General features: G+C 70.0%; 18 protein-coding genes. 10 read left to right on the top strand and 8 right to left on the bottom strand.

Translation table 11 applies throughout. The features are described from left to right. Positions 1–37 precede the first annotated feature (37 nt). Positions 38–2,275, top strand: coding sequence for a glycoside hydrolase family 3 C-terminal domain-containing protein (locus ACPYN5_RS07130; RefSeq protein WP_424448292.1), 2,238 nt, complete (start codon positions 38–40; stop codon positions 2,273–2,275). A 46-nt stretch (positions 2,276–2,321) separates the two neighbouring features. On the opposite strand, the gene ACPYN5_RS07125 is transcribed toward ACPYN5_RS07130, so the two are convergent. The 3 genes from ACPYN5_RS07125 to hxlB form a co-directional block, all read right to left on the bottom strand. Further along, entirely contained in the window at positions 2,322–2,717 is a 396-nt protein-coding gene (locus ACPYN5_RS07125; protein ID WP_424448291.1) for a bleomycin resistance protein, read from the bottom strand. A 41-nt stretch (positions 2,718–2,758) separates the two neighbouring features. Further along, positions 2,759–3,382, bottom strand: coding sequence for a 3-hexulose-6-phosphate synthase (hxlA, locus tag ACPYN5_RS07120; protein ID WP_424448290.1), 624 nt, complete (start codon positions 3,380–3,382; stop codon positions 2,759–2,761). A 75-nt stretch (positions 3,383–3,457) separates the two neighbouring features. Continuing rightward, a complete protein-coding gene (gene hxlB, locus ACPYN5_RS07115; RefSeq protein ID WP_424448289.1) occupies positions 3,458–4,054 on the bottom strand; it encodes a 6-phospho-3-hexuloisomerase in 597 nt (198 codons plus the stop codon). Between the two features lie 94 nt (positions 4,055–4,148). On the opposite strand from hxlB, the gene ACPYN5_RS07110 reads away from it, so the two are divergent. Then, positions 4,149–4,973 carry a helix-turn-helix transcriptional regulator gene (locus ACPYN5_RS07110; RefSeq protein ID WP_424448288.1) on the top strand — a complete coding sequence of 275 codons (825 nt, stop codon included), beginning with the start codon at positions 4,149–4,151 and terminating at the stop codon, positions 4,971–4,973. A gap of 9 nt (positions 4,974–4,982) precedes the next feature. On the opposite strand, the gene ACPYN5_RS07105 is transcribed toward ACPYN5_RS07110, so the two are convergent. Together ACPYN5_RS07105 and ACPYN5_RS07100 are read right to left on the bottom strand one after the other, a co-directional pair. Then, positions 4,983–5,474: a GNAT family N-acetyltransferase gene (locus tag ACPYN5_RS07105; RefSeq protein ID WP_424448287.1), complete on the bottom strand. Its 492-nt coding sequence runs from the start codon at positions 5,472–5,474 to the stop codon at positions 4,983–4,985. A 175-nt stretch (positions 5,475–5,649) separates the two neighbouring features. Further along, entirely contained in the window at positions 5,650–6,321 is a 672-nt protein-coding gene (locus tag ACPYN5_RS07100) for an HAD hydrolase-like protein (RefSeq protein ID WP_424448286.1), read from the bottom strand. Positions 6,322–6,384: 63 nt separating this feature from the next. On the opposite strand from ACPYN5_RS07100, the gene ACPYN5_RS07095 reads away from it, so the two are divergent. Next, on the top strand, positions 6,385–7,257 hold the full coding sequence (locus ACPYN5_RS07095) for an aldo/keto reductase (RefSeq protein WP_424448285.1): 873 nt from the start codon (positions 6,385–6,387) through the stop codon (positions 7,255–7,257). Positions 7,258–7,275: 18 nt separating this feature from the next. Here ACPYN5_RS07095 and nucS read toward each other — a convergent pair whose 3' ends face one another. The 3 genes from nucS to ACPYN5_RS07080 all read right to left on the bottom strand — a co-directional run bounded on the left by nucS (position 7,276) and on the right by ACPYN5_RS07080 (position 10,014). Further along, the gene (gene nucS, locus ACPYN5_RS07090; protein WP_424448284.1) at positions 7,276–7,974 is read right to left on the bottom strand and encodes an endonuclease NucS; all 699 of its coding nucleotides are present in this window, start codon (positions 7,972–7,974) and stop codon (positions 7,276–7,278) included. A gap of 9 nt (positions 7,975–7,983) precedes the next feature. Further along, on the bottom strand, positions 7,984–8,574 hold the full coding sequence (locus ACPYN5_RS07085; protein ID WP_424448283.1) for a GNAT family N-acetyltransferase: 591 nt from the start codon (positions 8,572–8,574) through the stop codon (positions 7,984–7,986). A 171-nt stretch (positions 8,575–8,745) separates the two neighbouring features. Beyond that, positions 8,746–10,014 (bottom strand): MFS transporter, encoded by a 1,269-nt coding sequence (locus tag ACPYN5_RS07080; RefSeq protein ID WP_424448282.1) that lies wholly within the window; start codon positions 10,012–10,014, stop codon positions 8,746–8,748. Positions 10,015–10,070: 56 nt separating this feature from the next. Between ACPYN5_RS07080 and ACPYN5_RS07075 the strand changes: the two genes are divergently transcribed. The 7 genes from ACPYN5_RS07075 to mnhG all read left to right on the top strand — a co-directional run bounded on the left by ACPYN5_RS07075 (position 10,071) and on the right by mnhG (position 17,376). Beyond that, positions 10,071–11,129, top strand: coding sequence for a LacI family DNA-binding transcriptional regulator (locus ACPYN5_RS07075; RefSeq protein WP_424448281.1), 1,059 nt, complete (start codon positions 10,071–10,073; stop codon positions 11,127–11,129). Positions 11,130–11,201: 72 nt separating this feature from the next. Then, positions 11,202–14,114, top strand: a complete 2,913-nt coding sequence (locus tag ACPYN5_RS07070) for a Na+/H+ antiporter subunit A (protein WP_424448280.1) — start codon at positions 11,202–11,204, stop codon at positions 14,112–14,114. Then, a complete protein-coding gene (locus ACPYN5_RS07065) occupies positions 14,111–14,632 on the top strand; it encodes a Na(+)/H(+) antiporter subunit C (RefSeq protein WP_424448279.1) in 522 nt (173 codons plus the stop codon). Before ACPYN5_RS07070 ends, ACPYN5_RS07065 begins: the two co-directional genes overlap by 4 nt. Then, on the top strand, positions 14,629–16,197 hold the full coding sequence (locus ACPYN5_RS07060; protein WP_424448278.1) for a Na+/H+ antiporter subunit D: 1,569 nt from the start codon (positions 14,629–14,631) through the stop codon (positions 16,195–16,197). The genes ACPYN5_RS07065 and ACPYN5_RS07060 overlap by 4 nt, the downstream gene beginning before the upstream one ends. Beyond that, complete coding sequence (locus ACPYN5_RS07055) at positions 16,194–16,760, top strand: Na+/H+ antiporter subunit E (RefSeq protein ID WP_424448277.1); 567 nt, start codon at positions 16,194–16,196, stop codon at positions 16,758–16,760. The genes ACPYN5_RS07060 and ACPYN5_RS07055 overlap by 4 nt, the downstream gene beginning before the upstream one ends. Next, the gene (locus ACPYN5_RS07050; RefSeq protein WP_023953368.1) at positions 16,757–17,029 is read left to right on the top strand and encodes an MrpF/PhaF family protein; all 273 of its coding nucleotides are present in this window, start codon (positions 16,757–16,759) and stop codon (positions 17,027–17,029) included. The genes ACPYN5_RS07055 and ACPYN5_RS07050 overlap by 4 nt, the downstream gene beginning before the upstream one ends. Then, complete coding sequence (gene mnhG / locus ACPYN5_RS07045; RefSeq protein ID WP_424448276.1) at positions 17,026–17,376, top strand: monovalent cation/H(+) antiporter subunit G; 351 nt, start codon at positions 17,026–17,028, stop codon at positions 17,374–17,376. The genes ACPYN5_RS07050 and mnhG overlap by 4 nt, the downstream gene beginning before the upstream one ends. The last annotated feature ends 13 nt before the right edge of the window (positions 17,377–17,389 follow it).

Below are 17,389 nucleotides of genomic sequence, written 5' to 3'. Positions count from 1 at the left end.
CGGCGAAGCTCGTCGTCCCCCGAAAGGAATCGCCACCATGGACACATCGGTGTCAGACCTGACCCTCGAAGAGAAGGCGTCACTGACGAGCGGAGCGAGCTTCTGGTTCACCAAGCCGATCGAACGCGTCGGGGTGCCCGAGCTGATGCTCACCGACGGGCCGCATGGACTGCGCAAGCAGCGCGTCGGCGGCGATCACCTGGGATTGGGCGACAGCGTGCCGGCGACCTGCTTCCCGCCCGCGGTCGCCCTCGGATCGTCTTGGGACCCCGAGGTGGCGCGGCGCGTCGGTGAGGCGATGGGCACGGAGGCGGCGATCGAGGACGTCGCGGTCCTCCTCGGCCCCGGCATCAACATCAAGCGCTCGCCGCTGTGCGGCCGGAACTTCGAATACCTCTCGGAGGACCCCGTGGTCTCTGGCGTACTGGGGACCGCCATCGTCAGCGGCATCCAGTCGCGTGGCGTCGGGTCCTCGCTCAAGCACTTCGCCGCGAACAACCAGGAGAGCGACCGCATGCGCGTCTCCAGTGACATCGATGCCCGACCGCTCCGCGAGATCTACCTGCGAGGCTTCCAGCGTGTCGTCGAGGATGCGCAGCCGTGGACGGTCATGTGCTCGTACAACCGCATCAACGGCGTCTACGCGTCCGAGGACCCGTGGCTGCTGACGCAGGTGCTGCGCGACGAGTGGGGGTTCGACGGACTCGTGGTGTCCGACTGGGGCGCGGTCAACGATCGCGTCGCCGGGCTCGCAGCGGGACTCGATCTCGAGATGCCCTCCAGCGACGGGCGCACGGACGCGCAGGTCGTCGCAGCCGTGCGCGGTGGCGAGCTCGACGAGGCCGTCGTCGATGTTGCGGCCGGTCGCGCGCTGGAGCTGGTCCGCAAGGCGTCCGGGTCGACGGCAGCCGATATCACCGGGCCGCTCGACGCCGACGCCCACCACGCCCTGGCGCGCGATGCCGCGAGCCGGTCGATCGTGCTGCTGAAGAACGACGGCGACCTGCTGCCGCTCGCGGCGGACACGTCGGTGGCCGTCATCGGAGCCTTCGCGACCGACCCGCGTTACCAGGGTGCCGGCTCGTCGCAGATCAACCCGACGCGCCTGGACGTCGCGCTGGACGAGATCCGCCGTATCGCCACCGCTGCGGTCACGGCCGCGGCCGGGTTCTCGATCGAGGCCGACGCCGCGGACGAGCAGCAGGCCCGGCTGCGAGACGAGGCGGTCGCCGCGGCATCTGCCGCCGATGTGGCCGTTCTGTTCCTGGGCCTGCCCGCGCGCCTCGAATCCGAGGGGTTCGACCGCGACGACATCGATCTGCCCGCCGTGCAGCGGCAACTGGTCGACGCCGTCGTCGAGGCGAACCCGAGGACCGTCGTCGTGCTGTCGAACGGCGGTGTGGTCGCGCTGCCGTTCGCCGACAGCGTGCCGGCTCTGGTCGAGGGCTGGCTCCTGGGCCAGGCTGGCGGAGGCGCGATCGCGGACGTGTTGTACGGGGTCGTGTCACCGTCGGGCAAGCTCGCCGAGACCATCCCGGTTCGCATCGAGGACACCCCGGCCTATCTCGACTTCCCCGGGGAGTTCTCCCATGTCCGCTACGGCGAGGGGCTCTTCGTCGGGTACCGCTGGTACGACGCGCGTCGACTGCCGGTCGCCTTCCCGTTCGGCCACGGTCTGTCGTACACCACCTTCGCCTACGGCGATCTCTCCGCGCAGGTTCGCGGCGACGGCGATGTCGAGGTCACGGTCGAGGTGACCAACACCGGCTCGCGCGCCGGACGCGAGGTCGTGCAGGTGTACACGTCGCTGCCGGCGGGCCGGGTGCAACGCCCCGTCCGGGAGCTCAAAGCGTTCGCCTCGGTCGAGCTCGACGCGGGGGAGCGTCGCACCGTCACGCTCATCGTGCGCCGAGCAGACCTCGCCTACTGGGACGTCCGTTTCGATCGCTGGGTCGTCGAGGGCGGCGACTACGTCGTCGACGTCGCCGCATCGAGCCGCGACGTGCGCGGTACGCTCAGCCTCCCGGTCACGGGGGATGACGTGTCGTTGCCCCTCACTCGGGAATCCTCGATCGAGGAGGCGCTCGCCGATCCCGGAGCGGGGCCGGTCCTGCGGGAAGCGCTGGGGCGGTCGATGGGCGAGGGCGTCGATGAGATGATCGCCATGGTCGGGTCGCTCCCGCTCGGGCGGATGGGGATGTTCGGTGGAGCGGCCGACGAGACCGAGTCGTTGCTCGAGCGGGTGCTCGGGGCAGCAGGTGACGTGCAGAGCTAGGTGGCCGCCTCTGATCGTGCCGGTTTCGTCGTTTCCGGCCATCGGTTCAGTCCCGCCGGGTCGGGTCCGCCGCCGACGGGTCGATGTTCTCGATCAGGTGCAGCTGCGTCCCGTCGGGATCGACGAGGAAGCCGGCGCGCTGACCCCAGGGCTGCGGTTCGATGGGCTGCAGCCGCGGCATCCCCCGGGGTGTCTCGGTCACGCCCGATTCGCGGACGCGTCGGTAGAACTCATCGGCGTCGTCGACGCGAATGCTGCACATGAACGAGCTCGCCTCGGGCACCAGATCGGGGTAGGGGAAGAACTCCGATCGGACCGTACCTCGGCTGAGGATCAGCCAGTCCTCGCTCCGGTGGTCCTGGCGGAACCCGAAGCCGCCGTAGAACGCGCTCGTGACCTCGAAGTCACGGGACGGGAGGTTTGGAACGGCGTGGTCGGTCATGGTGCGAGACCGTAGTCATCCGAATCCTGGCCCGCCAGACTTCAGCCGATGGCGGCGCGCAGCTCGGCCGCTGCCGCGCTGACGTCGGGGGCGCCGTAGAGCGCGCCGCCGACGACGGCGACCTGGGCTCCCGAGTCGCGCACGGCGGCGATCGTGCTGAGGTTCACGCCACCGGCGATCGAGAACGGCACGCCGGACGCTTCGCCGGCGCGCAGCAGCGTGTCGAGGGAGTAGCCCTCCAGCGCCTGCTCGTCGAGGCCCGCGTGCACCTCGACGAACTCGGCGCCCAGAGCCACGACCTCCTTGGCGCGCGCAGCCTTGTCGGCGACGCCGATGAGATCGACGACGACGCCCTTCCCGCGCGCGCCGGCTGACTTCACAGCGCCGGCGATCGTGCTGTCGTCGGCCGCGCCGAGCACGGTGACGAGATCGGCGCCGGCGTCGAAGGCGAGATCGGCCTCGAGCTCACCGGCATCCATCGTCTTCAGGTCGGCGAAGATCACCTTGTCGGGGTGCGCGTTCTTGAGCGCGGTGATCGCCGAGCGTCCCTCGCTCTTGATGAGCGGGGTGCCGAGCTCGAGGATGTCGACGTGCGCGGCGGCGGCCGCGGCGAGCTCGAGAGCCTTCTCGGTCGAGAGGGTGTCGATGGCGAACTGCAGCTTCATGAGGTGTCCTATCCGTGGGGTGGTCGGGGTGGTCGGGGTTGGTGGTCCGGCGGCGGGCTGACGCGGTCGGCCGGGTCACTCGAGGTTGGCGTGGCGCGGCCACAGCTCGTCGGCGCTCGTTCCCTGCCGCCCCCACATCGCGTGGAACAGACCGTCGCCGATGACGATGACGAGCTGCTCGAACAGGCTCCCGGCGTACTGGCGCGAGGCTGCGGCCGAGCGGTCGAGCTTCTGCGCGGCCGGCACCACGACCACGACGTCGGAGAGTCGGCCGAGGGCGGACCCGGCGTCCGCGGTGATGGCGGCGACGGCTGCCCCCTCATCGGATGCCGTTCGGGCTGCGCGCACCACGCTCTCGGTGCTGCCGGACCCGCTGGCCGTCAGCAGCAGGTCGCCGGCGCGGATCGCCGGGGCGGTCGGTTCACCCACCACGTGGACGTCGAGGCCCAGGTGCATGAGCCGCATCGCCGTCATCCGCAGCGCGATGCCCGAGCGGCCCGCTCCCGTGAGGAACACGCGATCGGCGGCGAGCAGCGCGTCGGCCAGCTGGTCGAGCGCGGGTGCGGCGGCGACGGCGGTGCGCTCGGCGGCGCGCAGCAGCTCGTTCGCGACGAGGGACACGGCGGCGGATGACGAGTGCGCGACCGAGGGGGACGCGGTCGATTCGGGCATGGGCTCCAGTGTGCGCGGATGCTCCGGATGTCGTGATCACCCGGTTGGGTGGTTCCGACTACCCGAACGGGTGGGGTGGGTAGTGTGGGCTGTCATGCACCTGGACGAGATCTCCTCCGCCGCCGCGCGCCGCGCCGCCGCCGACCACGCCCGGGCGCTCGCGGACCAGCGCGACCGGTACGCGCTCACCCTCGAGTCGCTCTTGGCGACACTGCGATCGCCGCGCCTCGACGATCGCGCGGCCCGCGCTGTGGCCGTCGATGTCGCAGCGGGTGCGCTCGTCGGCCTGCGGGTGCAGACGGACGAGCAGGGGGCCGCGCTCGAGCCGGTCGTCGGTGCCTTCGAGCGTCTGCGCGGCGACCTTCGACCCCTCGTTCGGTACAGCGATCTGGAGGTGCAGTTCGTCGAGCCGCCGGCGAACGGTCGCGCGCTGCCGGGCGAGATCGCCCATGCGGCGCGCACGATCGTGCGCAGCACCGTGCTGGCGATCGTCGACCGCGCCGAGACCTCGCGCATCCGCATCCAGTGGGACTGCGACGGACTGCACCTGCTCATCGGCATCCGCGACGACGGCGACGGAGAGCTGACGCGCCACGACGACGCGTTGCGCCCGGTGGCCGAGATCGTCTCGTCGCTCTCCGGACACCTCGCCGTGACCTCCACGAAAGGATGGGGGTCGGAGGTCGACATCCAGCTGCCGCTCGATCCGCCGGCGATCCCCGGGGAGGTGCCCGACGGCTTCGAGGCGAGCCCGCGCGAACGCGATGTGCTTCGCTTCATCGCCGCCGGCCGGCGCAATCGGGACATCGCCGATGCTCTCGGGGTCAGCGAGAACACCGTCAAATTCCACGTGTCGAACCTGCTGCGCAAGGCCGGCGCGGCCTCACGCGCCGAGCTCGCCGCGCTCGCCCGGATGTAGACCCGGCCGTCAGATGCCGTCGAGGGTCGGCGGCAGGGCGAAGACGAGTTCGTCGATCTCCTCGCCGCGGGCGGGGGCGTACGCGCGCTGGCGCCGGATCTCACTGAATCCGTTCTTGCGGAGCACGGCGATGGATGCCTCGTTGTCGGCGGCGACGCGGGCGTAGAGCGGCCGCTCGGCCTCGCGTGCGACGAGCAGTCGGAGGGCGGCGGAGGCGACACCCCGTCCCCGCGCATGGCGGGTGATCCAGTAGGTGACCTCCCGGTCGCCGTCGACGGTGAAGCTCGCGGCGGTCCCGGCGAAGCCGCCGTCGGCGGTCACGACCAGCATCGTGACGCGATCGTCGGCACGGTGCCGCTCGAGCCACGAGTCGAACGCCGCGCGGTCGGACGGATCGTCGGCGGTGAAGGCCGCCTGCCGCACCGCATCCGGATCGCGCATCATCTCGAACACGGCATCCGCGTCGTCGTCGTCGAAGGGTCGGAGATCCACATGTGCCACCCCCGCACGCTACGCGGATGAAATCCGTCTCATCTGCGGGTATCGGTGCGGCGCGAACATCAGTACAGTTGTCCCCGTCACGCTCTGCGTGACGTATCCGGGGGGATCCGTCGACGCCCGGGCGCTGCATTTCTGGCACGCAGCCCGGGCGTCGAATGGGGGAGGACCCCGGTTGTCAGTCCGTGGGCATCAGCTGCGCGCGCAGCTCGTCGATGTCAGCGGCGACGCCGATGGCGCCGCGGGCCTCGTCGGGCGTGCTGAAGCCCCACGACACGAAGATGACGGGCACGCCCTGCGCGGCGCCGCCTTCGACATCGTGGTGACGGTCGCCGACGAGCACGGGACGCGACACGTCGACGCCGTCGGCCTTCAGCCGACGGAGCGCTTCGCCGACGATGTCGGCCTTCGAGCTCAGTGTCTTCTCGTCACTGGTCGCTCCCACGATCTCGCGCAGCCGCGGGGCGAGGCCGAAGTGCTCCATGAGGGCACGCACCTGGATCTCGGGCTTGGAGCTGGCCGTGGACTGCGGCACCCCCGCCTCGTTCAGCTCGACGATGAGGTCGGCGACGCCGGGGTAGAGTCGCGCGCCCGTCGTGTAGCCGTCGGCCTTGCCGAGCACGCGGTAGAACGACACGGCCTCCGTCGCCTTCTCCGGCGTCATCCCGAGGTTCCTCTGGAACGACTCGTGCATGGGCGGGCCGATCCAGTCGATGAGCTGATCGTGCGTCGGCGCAGGGTGACCGAAGTGGTCGAGCGTGATCGTGAGTCGGCGGAGGATGCCTTCGGACGCGTCGACGACCGTGCCGTCGATGTCCCACAGGACGCAGGAGAACGGCGATCGGGTCATGACTCCACCCTACGTTCCGCGCCGCGGGGGAATGTCTCGCGCCCTCCGGGCGCTGGACCTCCCATGACGACTTCCAGCACGTCCTCAGCCCACGCTTCCGGCACCTTCCGCATCGGCGGCGACCTCGAGGTGAACCGCCTCGGTTACGGCACGATGCAGCTCACCGGCCCCGGTGTCTGGGGTCCCCCGAAGGATCACGATGAGGCGATCCGCGTCCTCAAGCGCGCCGTCGAACTCGGCGTGAACTTCTTCGACACCGCCGACTCGTACGGTCCCTACGTCGCGGAGGAGCTCCTCAAGGAGGCGCTGCACCCTTACGGCGACGATGTGATCATCGCCACCAAGGCCGGGCTGACGCGCACGGGCCCCAACGAGTGGCCGCCGGTCGGTCGTCCCGAATACCTCCGTCAGGAGGCCGAGATGAGCCTCCGCCGTCTCGGCCTCGAGCGCATCGACCTCTTCCAGCTGCACCGCATCGACCCGCAGGTGCCGCTCGAGGATCAGGTCGGCGAGCTGAAGAAGCTGCAGGACGAGGGCAAGATCCGCCACATCGGCCTCTCGGAGGTCTCGGTCGACGAGGTGAAGGCCGCGCAGCAGATCGCGACGATCGTGACGGTCCAGAACCTCTACAACCTCCAGAAGCGCGACGCCGAGGAGCTGCTCGACTGGTCGGAGGAGCAGGGCATCGGCTTCATCCCGTGGTTCCCGCTCGCCACCGGTGGGCTGACCGGGGCCGATTCGCCGCTGAGCGAGCTGGCCGAGCGCAAGCAGGCATCCCCCGCCCAGATCGCGCTCGCGTGGCTGCTCAAGCGCTCGCCGGTGATGCTTCCCATCCCCGGCACGTCGAGCGTCGCGCACCTCGAGGACAACCTCCGTGGCGCCGAGATCGAGCTCACCGACGAGGAGTTCGCCGAGCTGTCGAAGCTCGGCGGCTGAGCCCTCGTGCGCGCCCCGTCAGAACAGGCGGGGCGCGCCCGACTCGATGCCCTTCATGGCGTCGTAGTCGAGCGTCACGCAGCGGATGCCGCGGTCGGCGGCGAGCACCTTGGCCTGCGGCTTGATCTCCTGAGCCGCGAACACGCCGGTGACGGGCGCGAGGTGGGGGTCACGGCCGAGCAACTCGAGGTAGCGGGTCAGCTGCTCGACGCCGTCGATGTCACCGCGGCGCTTGACCTCGACGGCGATCGTGCCGCCCGCCGGATCGCGCAGCAGCAGGTCGACGGGGCCGATCGCGGTGGGGAACTCGCGCCGCACCAGCGTCAGGTCTTCGCCGATGACCTCGACCTGCTCGGCGAGGAGCCGCTGCAGGTCGGCCTCGACGCCGTCCTTGATGAGGCCGGGGTCGACGCCGAGCTCGTGCGAGGAGTCGTGGATCATCTCGTAGATCCGAACGACGAGGGTGTCACCCGACTTCGCGTGACTGACCCGCCACTGCTCGACGACCTGCTCCTCGACATCCGGGTCGTCCTCCGGCGTCTCGACGGTGAGCGTGCACGGCGGGCTCATCCAGTTCAGCGGCTTGTACGACCCGCCGTCGGAGTGCACGAGCAGACTGCCGTCGCCCTTGTGCACCAGCAGCCGGGTAGCCAGCGGAAGGTGAGCATTGAGGCGCCCCGTGTATTGAACGGAGCAGCGGGCGATGACCAGACGCACCCGACGAGCCTATTCGCTCTCGCCGCCGGCGGGCGTCCCGTCCCGACCGGGCCGCGATGCGGCATCCGCCGTGACCTCGTAGATGATCTCGAGACCGTCCTCGTCGTCCCACTGCTCGCCGCGCTCGACGAACCCGTAACCGTCGATGAGCGCGCGTGAAGCCGCGTTGTCGGGACTGATGGTGGCGCGGACCGTTCGCACCTCGGGATGCTCGCGTGCGACGTTCAGCAGGATCTCGAGGGCTCGGCGGGCGTAGCCGTGGCGCCGGAGCGGGGGGTCGACGCGATATCCGACCTCCACCATCCCGGTCTCGTCGGGTGGCCCGTGAAAGCCCGCGATCCCGACGGGCACGTCGACGAGCGGATCGACGATCAAGCGGGTGACCCAGGGGGAGTCGCCCGGAGACGCGAGCACCTGCGCGCTCCGGATCCGCCACAGCCAGTCGCATTCCGCGCCGGTGAGGAACGGAGTGGCGTAGAACTGGTCGAGGCTCGCGGCGTCGCCCGCACCGAGGGCATGCAGCACCTGCTCGGGGATCATGTCGAGACGGACGCCCGTGTCGGGGTCCGGGTGATGCCAGGACTGTGTGGAGATCGTCATTGCGGATGATCCTGGCAGAGCGACGGCGCGCCCGCCCGTTCGCGCGACCGCGCGTCCGCGCCCATGGGCCTCCAGCGCAGCCTCGAGGTCCCAGTTCAGCCGGGAATGGCGGCGGGATACCCGGCTCAATTGGGACCTCGGGGCTCAGGCCTGCGCGGGCCACGCGACGGGTCAGTGGCGGCCGGCGCCGACCTTGGCTCCGGGCAGCGGTTTGGCTGCCGACGACGCGAGACCGGAGGCCGCGACCAGCACGACCAGGATGAACAGGGTCGGCAGCAGGCCGATGTGGTCGCTGATGAACCCGAGGATCGGCGGCCCGCAGAGGAACGCGACGTAGCCGATCGTGGCCGCCGCGCTCACACGGGCCGCCGCGCGGGCGGGGTCGTCGGCGGCCGCCGACATCCCGAGGGGGAAGCCGAGCGATGCGCCGATGCCCCACAGGGCGGCACCGACGAAGACGAGCGGCAGATTCGGGGCGAGGATGAACAGCAGGATGCCGGCGGTCGCGGCGACAGCGAGCACGCGCAGCGTCGCGACGCGGCCGAACCGGTCGACGAGGGGGCCGCCGAAGACCCGCACAACGGTCATCGACACGCTGAAGACGGTGAGCGCCGCGGCGCCGATGGCCGCCGTCCCGCCCTCGTGCTCGATGACCCCGAGCGCGAGCCAGTCGTTCGCGCCGCCCTCGGCGAAGGCCATGCCCAGCATGATGATGCCGAGCGTGTAGGTGCGCGGTTCGCGCCAGGCCGACAGCGACACCGCGAGGCGCTGGCGCCAGCCGGGCTTGGGAGCGTCCGGATGCGGCGCGGCGGTGTCGCCGTCTGCGGCGGCGTCGGCGGCGACGGCATCTGTGACGGCCCGGCGCGGGACGTTCGCGATCGCGACGATCGCGAGAACGACGATGAGAGCCGCCATCGTGACCGCGTGGACTGCGACACCGATGCGCAGTCCCGCGGCGATGGCTCCGACGCCCGCGCCGATCACGGTGCCGAAGCTGAAGAAGGCATGGAACAGCGGCAGGATCGTCTTGCCCGACTGGGTCTCGATGGCGGCACCGTCGACGTTCATCATCACGTCGAGGCATCCGTTGCCGAATCCGAACAGCGCGAGTCCCGCGATGAGCATGGCGTAGGAGTGGAAGAAGCCGCTTCCGAGCCCCAGGATCGCCAGGCCGATCGACAGCGTGATGAGCACCCCGAACATGCCCGTGCGGGTGCCGACCCGCGCGATGACCACCGAGCTGGCGGAGAGGCCGAGGATCGAGGCGATCCCCATCGCGAGCAGCGCCAGGCCGATCTCGCGGTTCTCGATTCCGAGGTCTTCTTTGATCGAGGGCACGCGTGCGGCCCATGTGGCGATGCTCAGCCCGCTCGCGGCGAAGATCGCGAAGACGGCATTGCGCCAGCGAAGGTACACGGATCGGGAGAGCACGTCGGTCACCGGGTCAGCGTACCGAATCGATTCGACGTTTCACTACGGCCGGGTACGATCAGGGCGTGAACGCACGTCGGCCCACCATCTCGGATGTCGCGCGAGCGGCCGGGGTGTCGCCGTCGACGGCATCCGTCGTCTTCAGCGGCAAGACGCCCGTGAGCGACGCGACGCGCGCGAAGGTGCTCGCGGCCGCCGCCGAACTGGGGTACCTCGGACCCGACCCGCGCGCGGCGTCGCTTCGCCGGGGGCGCAGCGGGATCATCGGCGTGGTCAGCGGAGGCCGGCTCGGCAGTGTCTTCGGCGACCCCGTGATGCGTATGACGATGGACGCGCTCGCCGACGCCGTCGCTCCCATCGGCGCCGGCCTTCTGCTCCTGCGCGAGGGAAGCGTCGTCGCGGGGGAGCCGACCCTCATGACCGCTCCCATCGACGCCGCAGTGCTGATCGGATGCAGCACACTGCTGCGCGACCACCTCGCGAGTGTTCGCGCACGCGGCATCCCGGTCGTGGTCATCGAGGGCGACGGGGGAGAGGGCGTGCCGCGCATCGCGCTGGACAACCGCGAGGCCCAACGGGTCGCCGCCGAACACGTGCGCGACCTCGGCCACACCCGTGTCGTCGCCGTCACGATGCCCGTGCGGTGGGGATCGGAGTCGGGCTGGCTGTCGCGCGACGACGAGAGCACGACCTCCGTCGACGTCGTCGCCGACCGCCTCGCCGGGTTCCGCGACGTGTTCCCCGATGCCGCCGCCTACGCGGCCGTCGACAGCTCGATCGACGCAGGCGTCACCGTGGGGCGCGCCCTCTTCGCCGGCGACGGGCCCCGGCCGACCGCGATCGTCGCGCAGAGCGATCTGCTCGCCGTGGGCGTGCTGCGCGCGGCGGAGGAGGCGGGGCTGCGAGTGCCGGCGGACGTCAGCATCACCGGTTTCGACGGCATCGTCGTCGACGGCTTCGCGCCGCACGAGCTGACGACCCTCGTCCAGCCCGCCTGGCAGAAGGGCCGGGCCGCCGGAGAGGCGGTCGCCGCCCTCCTCCGGGGCGACACGCCCGACTCGCAGCGGTTCACGAGTACGTTCCGTCTCGGGAACACGACGGGCCCAGCGCCTGTCGAGTCCTGACCCCGTGGGCCGCTCACCCGCATCCTGTCGGTAGGATGGGTGACACGACCCCCCACGCCCAGAGGAGGCCTGTTGCTGATCTTCCTCGGTGCGTTCGCGGTTCTACCGCTGGTTTTGCCGTGGTTGATCAGACGAATTGGGGCTCGCGCCTTCTTCGTCGCGGCGCTTCTGCCGATCGGGGCCTTCCTCGATGCCGCGCTCCGCGGTCCTGAGGTTCTCAGCGGAAGCATTCCGTTCGAGTCATACGCCTGGATCCCGCAGCTCGACATCGCCCTGTCGATGCGGATGGACACGCTGGCGTGGATCATGACGCTGATCGTCACGGGCGTCGGCGCTCTCGTGATGATCTACTGCCGCTGGTACTTCGACGGCAAGAAGGTCGGCGTCGGACAGTTCGCAGCCGTGCTCCTGGCCTTCGCCGGCGCCATGTACGGACTCGTGCTCACCGACGACATCGTCGTGCTGGTGATGTTCTGGGAGATCACCAGCGTCCTGTCGTATCTGCTGATCGGCTTCTACAACGGTCGCGGCGCGAGCCGGCGAGCGGCCCTGCAGGCGCTGCTGGTCACGACCCTCGGCGGACTCGTGATGCTGATCGGCGTCGTCATGCTCGTCGTCCTCTACGGGACGACGAGCCTCAGCGCCATCGTCTCCGCCCCGCCGCCCGAGGGTGCGCTCCTCAACGTGGCGATCGCCCTCACGCTCGTGGGAGCGCTGAGCAAGTCCGCCATCTTCCCGTTCCACTTCTGGCTTCCCGGCGCGATGGCGGCCCCGACTCCGGTCAGCGCGTACCTCCACGCCGCGGCGATGGTGAAGGCCGGCATCTACCTGATCGCCCGTCTCGCGCCGGCCTTCGCTCACGAAGACCCGTGGCGGCCCATGGTCATCGGACTCGGCGTCTTCACGATGCTTCTCGGCGGGCTGCAGGCGTTGCGCGAGTCAGACCTCAAGCGCATCCTCGCCTTCGGCACCGTCAGCCAGCTCGGCATGCTCACCGTCGTCCTCGGCTACGGCGAGCGGAACTCCGCGCTCGCGGGGCTGGCGCTGCTCGTCGGCCACGCGCTGTTCAAGTCGTCGCTGTTCCTCGTGGTCGGCGTCATCGACCGCCAGCTCTCCACCCGTGACATCCGCGAGCTCTCCGGCGTGGGCCGGCAGGCGCCGACGCTCGCCGTGTTCTCGATCATCGCGATCGGGTCGATGGTGGGCCTCGCCCCGACGATCGGGTTCGTCGCCAAAGAGGCGGTGCTGTCGTCGCTGCTCGAGGGTGGCGGGGACCCGGCCTCGCTGGCGCCCCTGATCGGCATCGTGCTCGGGTCGGTGCTGACGACCGCGTACGGTGCGCGCTTCATCTGGGGTGCGTTCTGGACGAAGAAGGATGCCGCGGGCGAGACGCTCCCGCGCACCGAGTGGCCCGATCCGCCCATCGGTTTCCTCGCCGCGCCGGTGCTGCTGGGCGGGCTGTCGATCGTCGGCGGTATCGCCGCCCCGCTGCTGGACGCCGCGTTCAGCGGTTACGCCGACACGATGCCCGAGTCGGCCGGCTCCGATGGGTACGAGTACCACCTCGCGCTGTGGCACGGTCTCGAGCCGGCGCTGTTCCTCTCGGTGGGCAGCATCCTCGCCGGTCTCGCGCTGTTCTGGTTCGTCGGCCGCGGCGGCGGCACGCAGCGCCGCTGGCTGCCCTTCACCGCCGTCGATGCCTACAACGGCACGGTGCGCGCGGTCGTGCGCACCTCGGTCTGGACGACGTCGCTCACCCAACGCGGATCGCTGCCCGTCTACGTCGGAACGATCTTCGTCGTGTTCGTCGCGGCCGAGGGCACGGCGCTCATCGCCCACGGCGGCTGGCAGGCCGACCTCGCGGCATGGCACTCGCCGATGCAGGTCTTCGTCGCCCCGGTGATGATCATCGCGGGCATCATCGCGGTGCGCGCCCGCAAGCGCTACACCGGCGTCGTGCTGGTGTCGGTCACCGGCCTCGGGATGGTCGCGCTCTTCGCGTCGGCGGGAGCCCCCGACCTCGCGCTGACGCAGATCCTCGTCGAGACCGTCACGCTCATCGCCTTCGCGCTGGTGCTGCGCCGCATCCCCTCGCGGATGGGCGATCACAACGCCTCGGTGTGGCCGATCGGCCGTGCGCTGCTCGGGCTCGCCGTGGGTGCGACGATGGCGCTCGTGGCGATCGTCGCGACCAGCGCGCGCGTCGCCGAGCCCATCTCGACGGCCTTCCCCGACCTCGCCTACGGGATCGGTCACGGCAAGAACGTCGTCAACGTCACCCTCGTCGACCTGCGCGGATGGGACACGATGGGCGAGCTGTCGGTGCTCATCCTCGCCGCCACCGGTGTCGCCTCGCTCGTGTTCGTCACCCACCGCTCCGACACCCTGTCGCGGGCCGTCTCGTCGCTGCCGCCGGGGGTGCTCCGCACGCGGCGCCCGCTCGTCGAGACGGCCGAGGGTCCGCGTCCGCGGGCCGGCACGGGCTCGTCGCGGCAGGCATGGCTCGTGGGAGGGCAGAAGCTCCGCCCCGAGACCCGGTCGATCATGCTCGAGGTGATCGTCCGCATCCTCTTCCACACGATCATCGTCGTCTCGCTCTACCTGCTCTTCGCCGGTCACAACCTGCCCGGCGGCGGGTTCGCGGGCGGTCTCGTCGCCGGCATGGCGCTCGTCATGCGCTACGTCGCGGGCGGGCCGTACGAGCTCGGTGCCGCGGCTCCGACCGATGCGGGCCGTCTGCTGGGCGTCGGGATGGCGCTGGCCGTCGGCACCGCGATCGTCCCGCTCTTCTTCGGCGCGCCGGCCCTCACCAGCACGTTCTGGGAGGCCGAGCTGCCGGTCCTCGGCCACGTCGAGTTCGTCACGTCGACGATCTTCGACGTCGGGGTCTACCTCGTGGTCATCGGGCTCGTCCTCGACGTGCTCCGCTCGCTCGGTGCGGAAGTCGACCGTCAGCGCAAAGCCGGAGAGGAGCTCGCCCGATGAACGTCTCGCTGATCCTGATCATCATCATGGGGGTGCTCTTCGCCGCCGGCGTCTACGCGATGCTCGAGCGCAGCCTCACGCGAGTGCTCATCGGCTTCCTCCTGCTCGGCAACGCCGCGAACCTGTTCCTGCTCGTGGTCATGGGCGCGCCCGGCGTCGCACCGTTCTACGGTTCCGCCGACGATCCGGCCGAGTTCAGCGATCCGCTGCCGCAGGCCCTCACCCTCACGGCGATCGTCATCACCTTCGCCGTGTCGGCGTTCCTGCTCGCCCTCATCTACCGTTCGTGGCAGCTCGGCCAGGCCGACACCGTCGAGGACGACGAGGCCGACATCGCCGTGCGCGGCCGCGTGGCCGAGGACGAGGAGGCGATGGAGCAGGAGATCACCGACGAGGACGACGACGCGACGACCGACTTCGTCGGCGACCTCACCTCGCCCATTACCGTGCTGCACTCGCGCGACTTCGACGCGCTGCGCGACGACGCGCCCACCGATCGCCCCGGAGGAGACCGATGAGCGCCCTGGTCCCCCTCCTGGTGACGCTGCCCCTGCTGGGGGCCGCGGTCGCACTCATCTTCGGTCGTCGCCGCCGCATCCAGGTGGGCGTCTCGATCGTCACGCTCACCGCGACGCTCGTCATCGCGGCCGTGCTGTTGAACGCGATCAACGCCACCGGCGTGCCGATCGCGGTGTCGGTGGGCGGGTGGCCGATCCCGTTCGGCATCGTGCTCTACGTCGACCGGCTCGCGGCCCTGCTCGTCGTGGTGTCGAGCGTCGTGCTGCTCGCCGTTCTGCTCTTCTCGGTCGGACAGGGCGCCGCCGACGGCGACGACGAGACGCCGGTGTCGATTTTCCACCCGTCGTACCTCATCCTCTCGGCGGGCATCTTCAACGCCTTCATCGCGGGTGACCTGTTCAACCTGTACGTCGGTTTCGAGATCCTGCTCGTCGCGTCGTACGTCCTGATCACGCTCGGTTCCACCGAGTCGCGCATCCGCACCGGCGTCGTCTACATCGTCGTCTCGCTGGTGTCGTCGATCCTGTTCCTCTCCGCCATCGCCGCGATCTACGGGGCGCTCGGAACGGTCAACATGGTGCAGCTGTCGCAGCGGATGACCGAGCTGCCGCAGGAGACCCAGCTCGTCCTGCACCTGATGCTGCTGCTGGCCTTCAGCATCAAGGCGGCCGTCTTCCCGCTGTCGTTCTGGCTGCCCGACTCGTACCCGACGGCACCGGCGCCGGTCACGGCGGTGTTCGCCGGCTTGCTGACGAAGGTCGGCGTCTACGCGATCATCCGCACCGAGACCGAGATCTTCCAGGACAACGACGTCAACACGCTGCTGCTGATCGTCGCCCTCGCAACCATGATCGTCGGGGTGCTCGGCGCCGTCGCGCAGGCCGAGCTCAAACGGATCCTGTCGTTCACCCTGGTCAGCCACATCGGCTACATGATCTTCGGGCTCGCCATCGCGACACCCGCGGCGGTCGGAGCGACGATCTACTACATCGTCCACCACATCGTCGTGCAGACGACCCTCTTCCTCGCGGTCGGGCTCGTCGAGCGCCGCGCAGGGTCGACCTCGATCCTCAAGGTGCGGGGCCTCATGCGCGCGGCGCCGCTGCTCGCCGTGCTCTACTTCATCCCGGCGATCAACCTCGGTGGTCTCCCGCCGTTCTCGGGCTTCATCGGCAAGTACGCGCTCTTCGACGCGGCGGCCGACGAGGGCACGCCCCTGATGTACGTGCTCATCGTCGCGGGCATCATCACCTCGCTGCTCACCCTGTACGCGCTGATGCGCGCGTGGAACCTGTCGTTCTGGCGCGAGAAGGACGAGACCGGTGAGGGCGAGAGCGAGACCGACGCGCGCATCGCGTACCTCGGGGATGCCGAGGGCGCCGACGTCCAGACGCAGAGGCGTGTCATCCCGCGCATCATGACGGCCGCCACGGCGGGCATGGTCGCGGTCACGGTGGCGCTGACCGTGTTCGCCGGGCCGCTGTACGACCTGTGCGCTGCAATCGGGGACTCGCTCCTGCAGCCGGTGACGATCAGCCAGCTCGAGCGGGAGGTGCAGGGATGAGGGGCGCCGCCAAGCGCAACGCCGCGACCGCGCTGTGGCGACAGCTGCCGTTCTTCGTGTGGCTCGTCGCCCTCTGGATGCTGCTGTGGGGCCAGTTCACCGTCCTCGCGGCGCTGACCGGAATCGTCGTGGCGCTCTTCGTCACCCGCATCTTCCGGCTGCCCCCGGTGGAGCTCTCGGGTCGGGTCAACCTCTGGTGGGGCCTGGTCTTCTTCCTGGAGTTCCTGCTCTCCCTCGTCAAGGGCTCGCTGCTGGTGGCCTGGCAGGTCATCGACCCGCGGCGTCAGCCGGGAGCCGCGATCATCGCCGTTCCGTTGCGCACGGATGACGACCTGATCATGACGCACGTCGCGGTGACGGCATCCCTGATCCCCGGCTCGCTCATCATCGACATAGACCGCGACCGCCGCATCCTCTACGTGCATGCCATCGGCGTCCGCAGCCAGGAACAGCTCGAGCAGCAGCGTCGCGAGATCCAGCACTGGGAAGAGCGCATCGTCCGCGCGGTCGGGTCGAAGGAACAGGCGCATCAGCTGTCGGATCTGCGGAGGGAGCGCTCGTGACCTGGCTCATCGTCGTCATCTCGGTCGTCTTCGCCGTCTCGGCGCTGCTCACCCTCTGGCGCATCATCGTCGGACCGTCGATCCTCGACCGCGCCGTGGCGTCGGATGTGCTCCTGACGCTCGTCATCTGCGCGCTCGGTGCCGAGATGGCGATCAACCATCACACACGCACCCTGCCCGTGCTGCTGATCGTCGCGGCGGTCGGCGTGTTCGGCTCGATCTCGATCGCCCGCTTCGTCGCACGGAAGGACAACACGGACGCATCATGAGCATCACCGACGTCATCGCCCTCGTGCTCGTCCTCCTGGGCGCCCTCCTGTGCCTCACCGCCGCGATCGGTCTGCTGCGTTTTCGCGACGTCCCCACACGCCTGCACGCCGCGACGAAGCCTCAGGTGCTCGGCTTCATTCTCATCTGCATCGCCGTCGGGGTCTCGCTGCACTCGTGGCCGGTCGTCGCGTTCCTCGTGCCCGTAGCGCTCATCCAGCTCGCCACGGCGCCGCTGTCCGCGCACATGGTGGGGCGCCAGGCCTACCGGAACCAGACGCTCGACCGGGACTCGCTCTTCGTCGACGAGTTCGCCGAGGCGCCGGCACCCAGCGACACCCGCGACTGAACGGGCTGGCGCG

The organism is Microbacterium arborescens (assembly GCF_049707515.1).
GTDB classification, from domain to species: Bacteria; Actinomycetota; Actinomycetes; order Actinomycetales; family Microbacteriaceae; genus Microbacterium; species Microbacterium arborescens_B.
The sequence above is the reverse complement of the archived record's forward strand: the minus strand, read 5'-3'. Positions and strand labels throughout refer to the sequence as shown.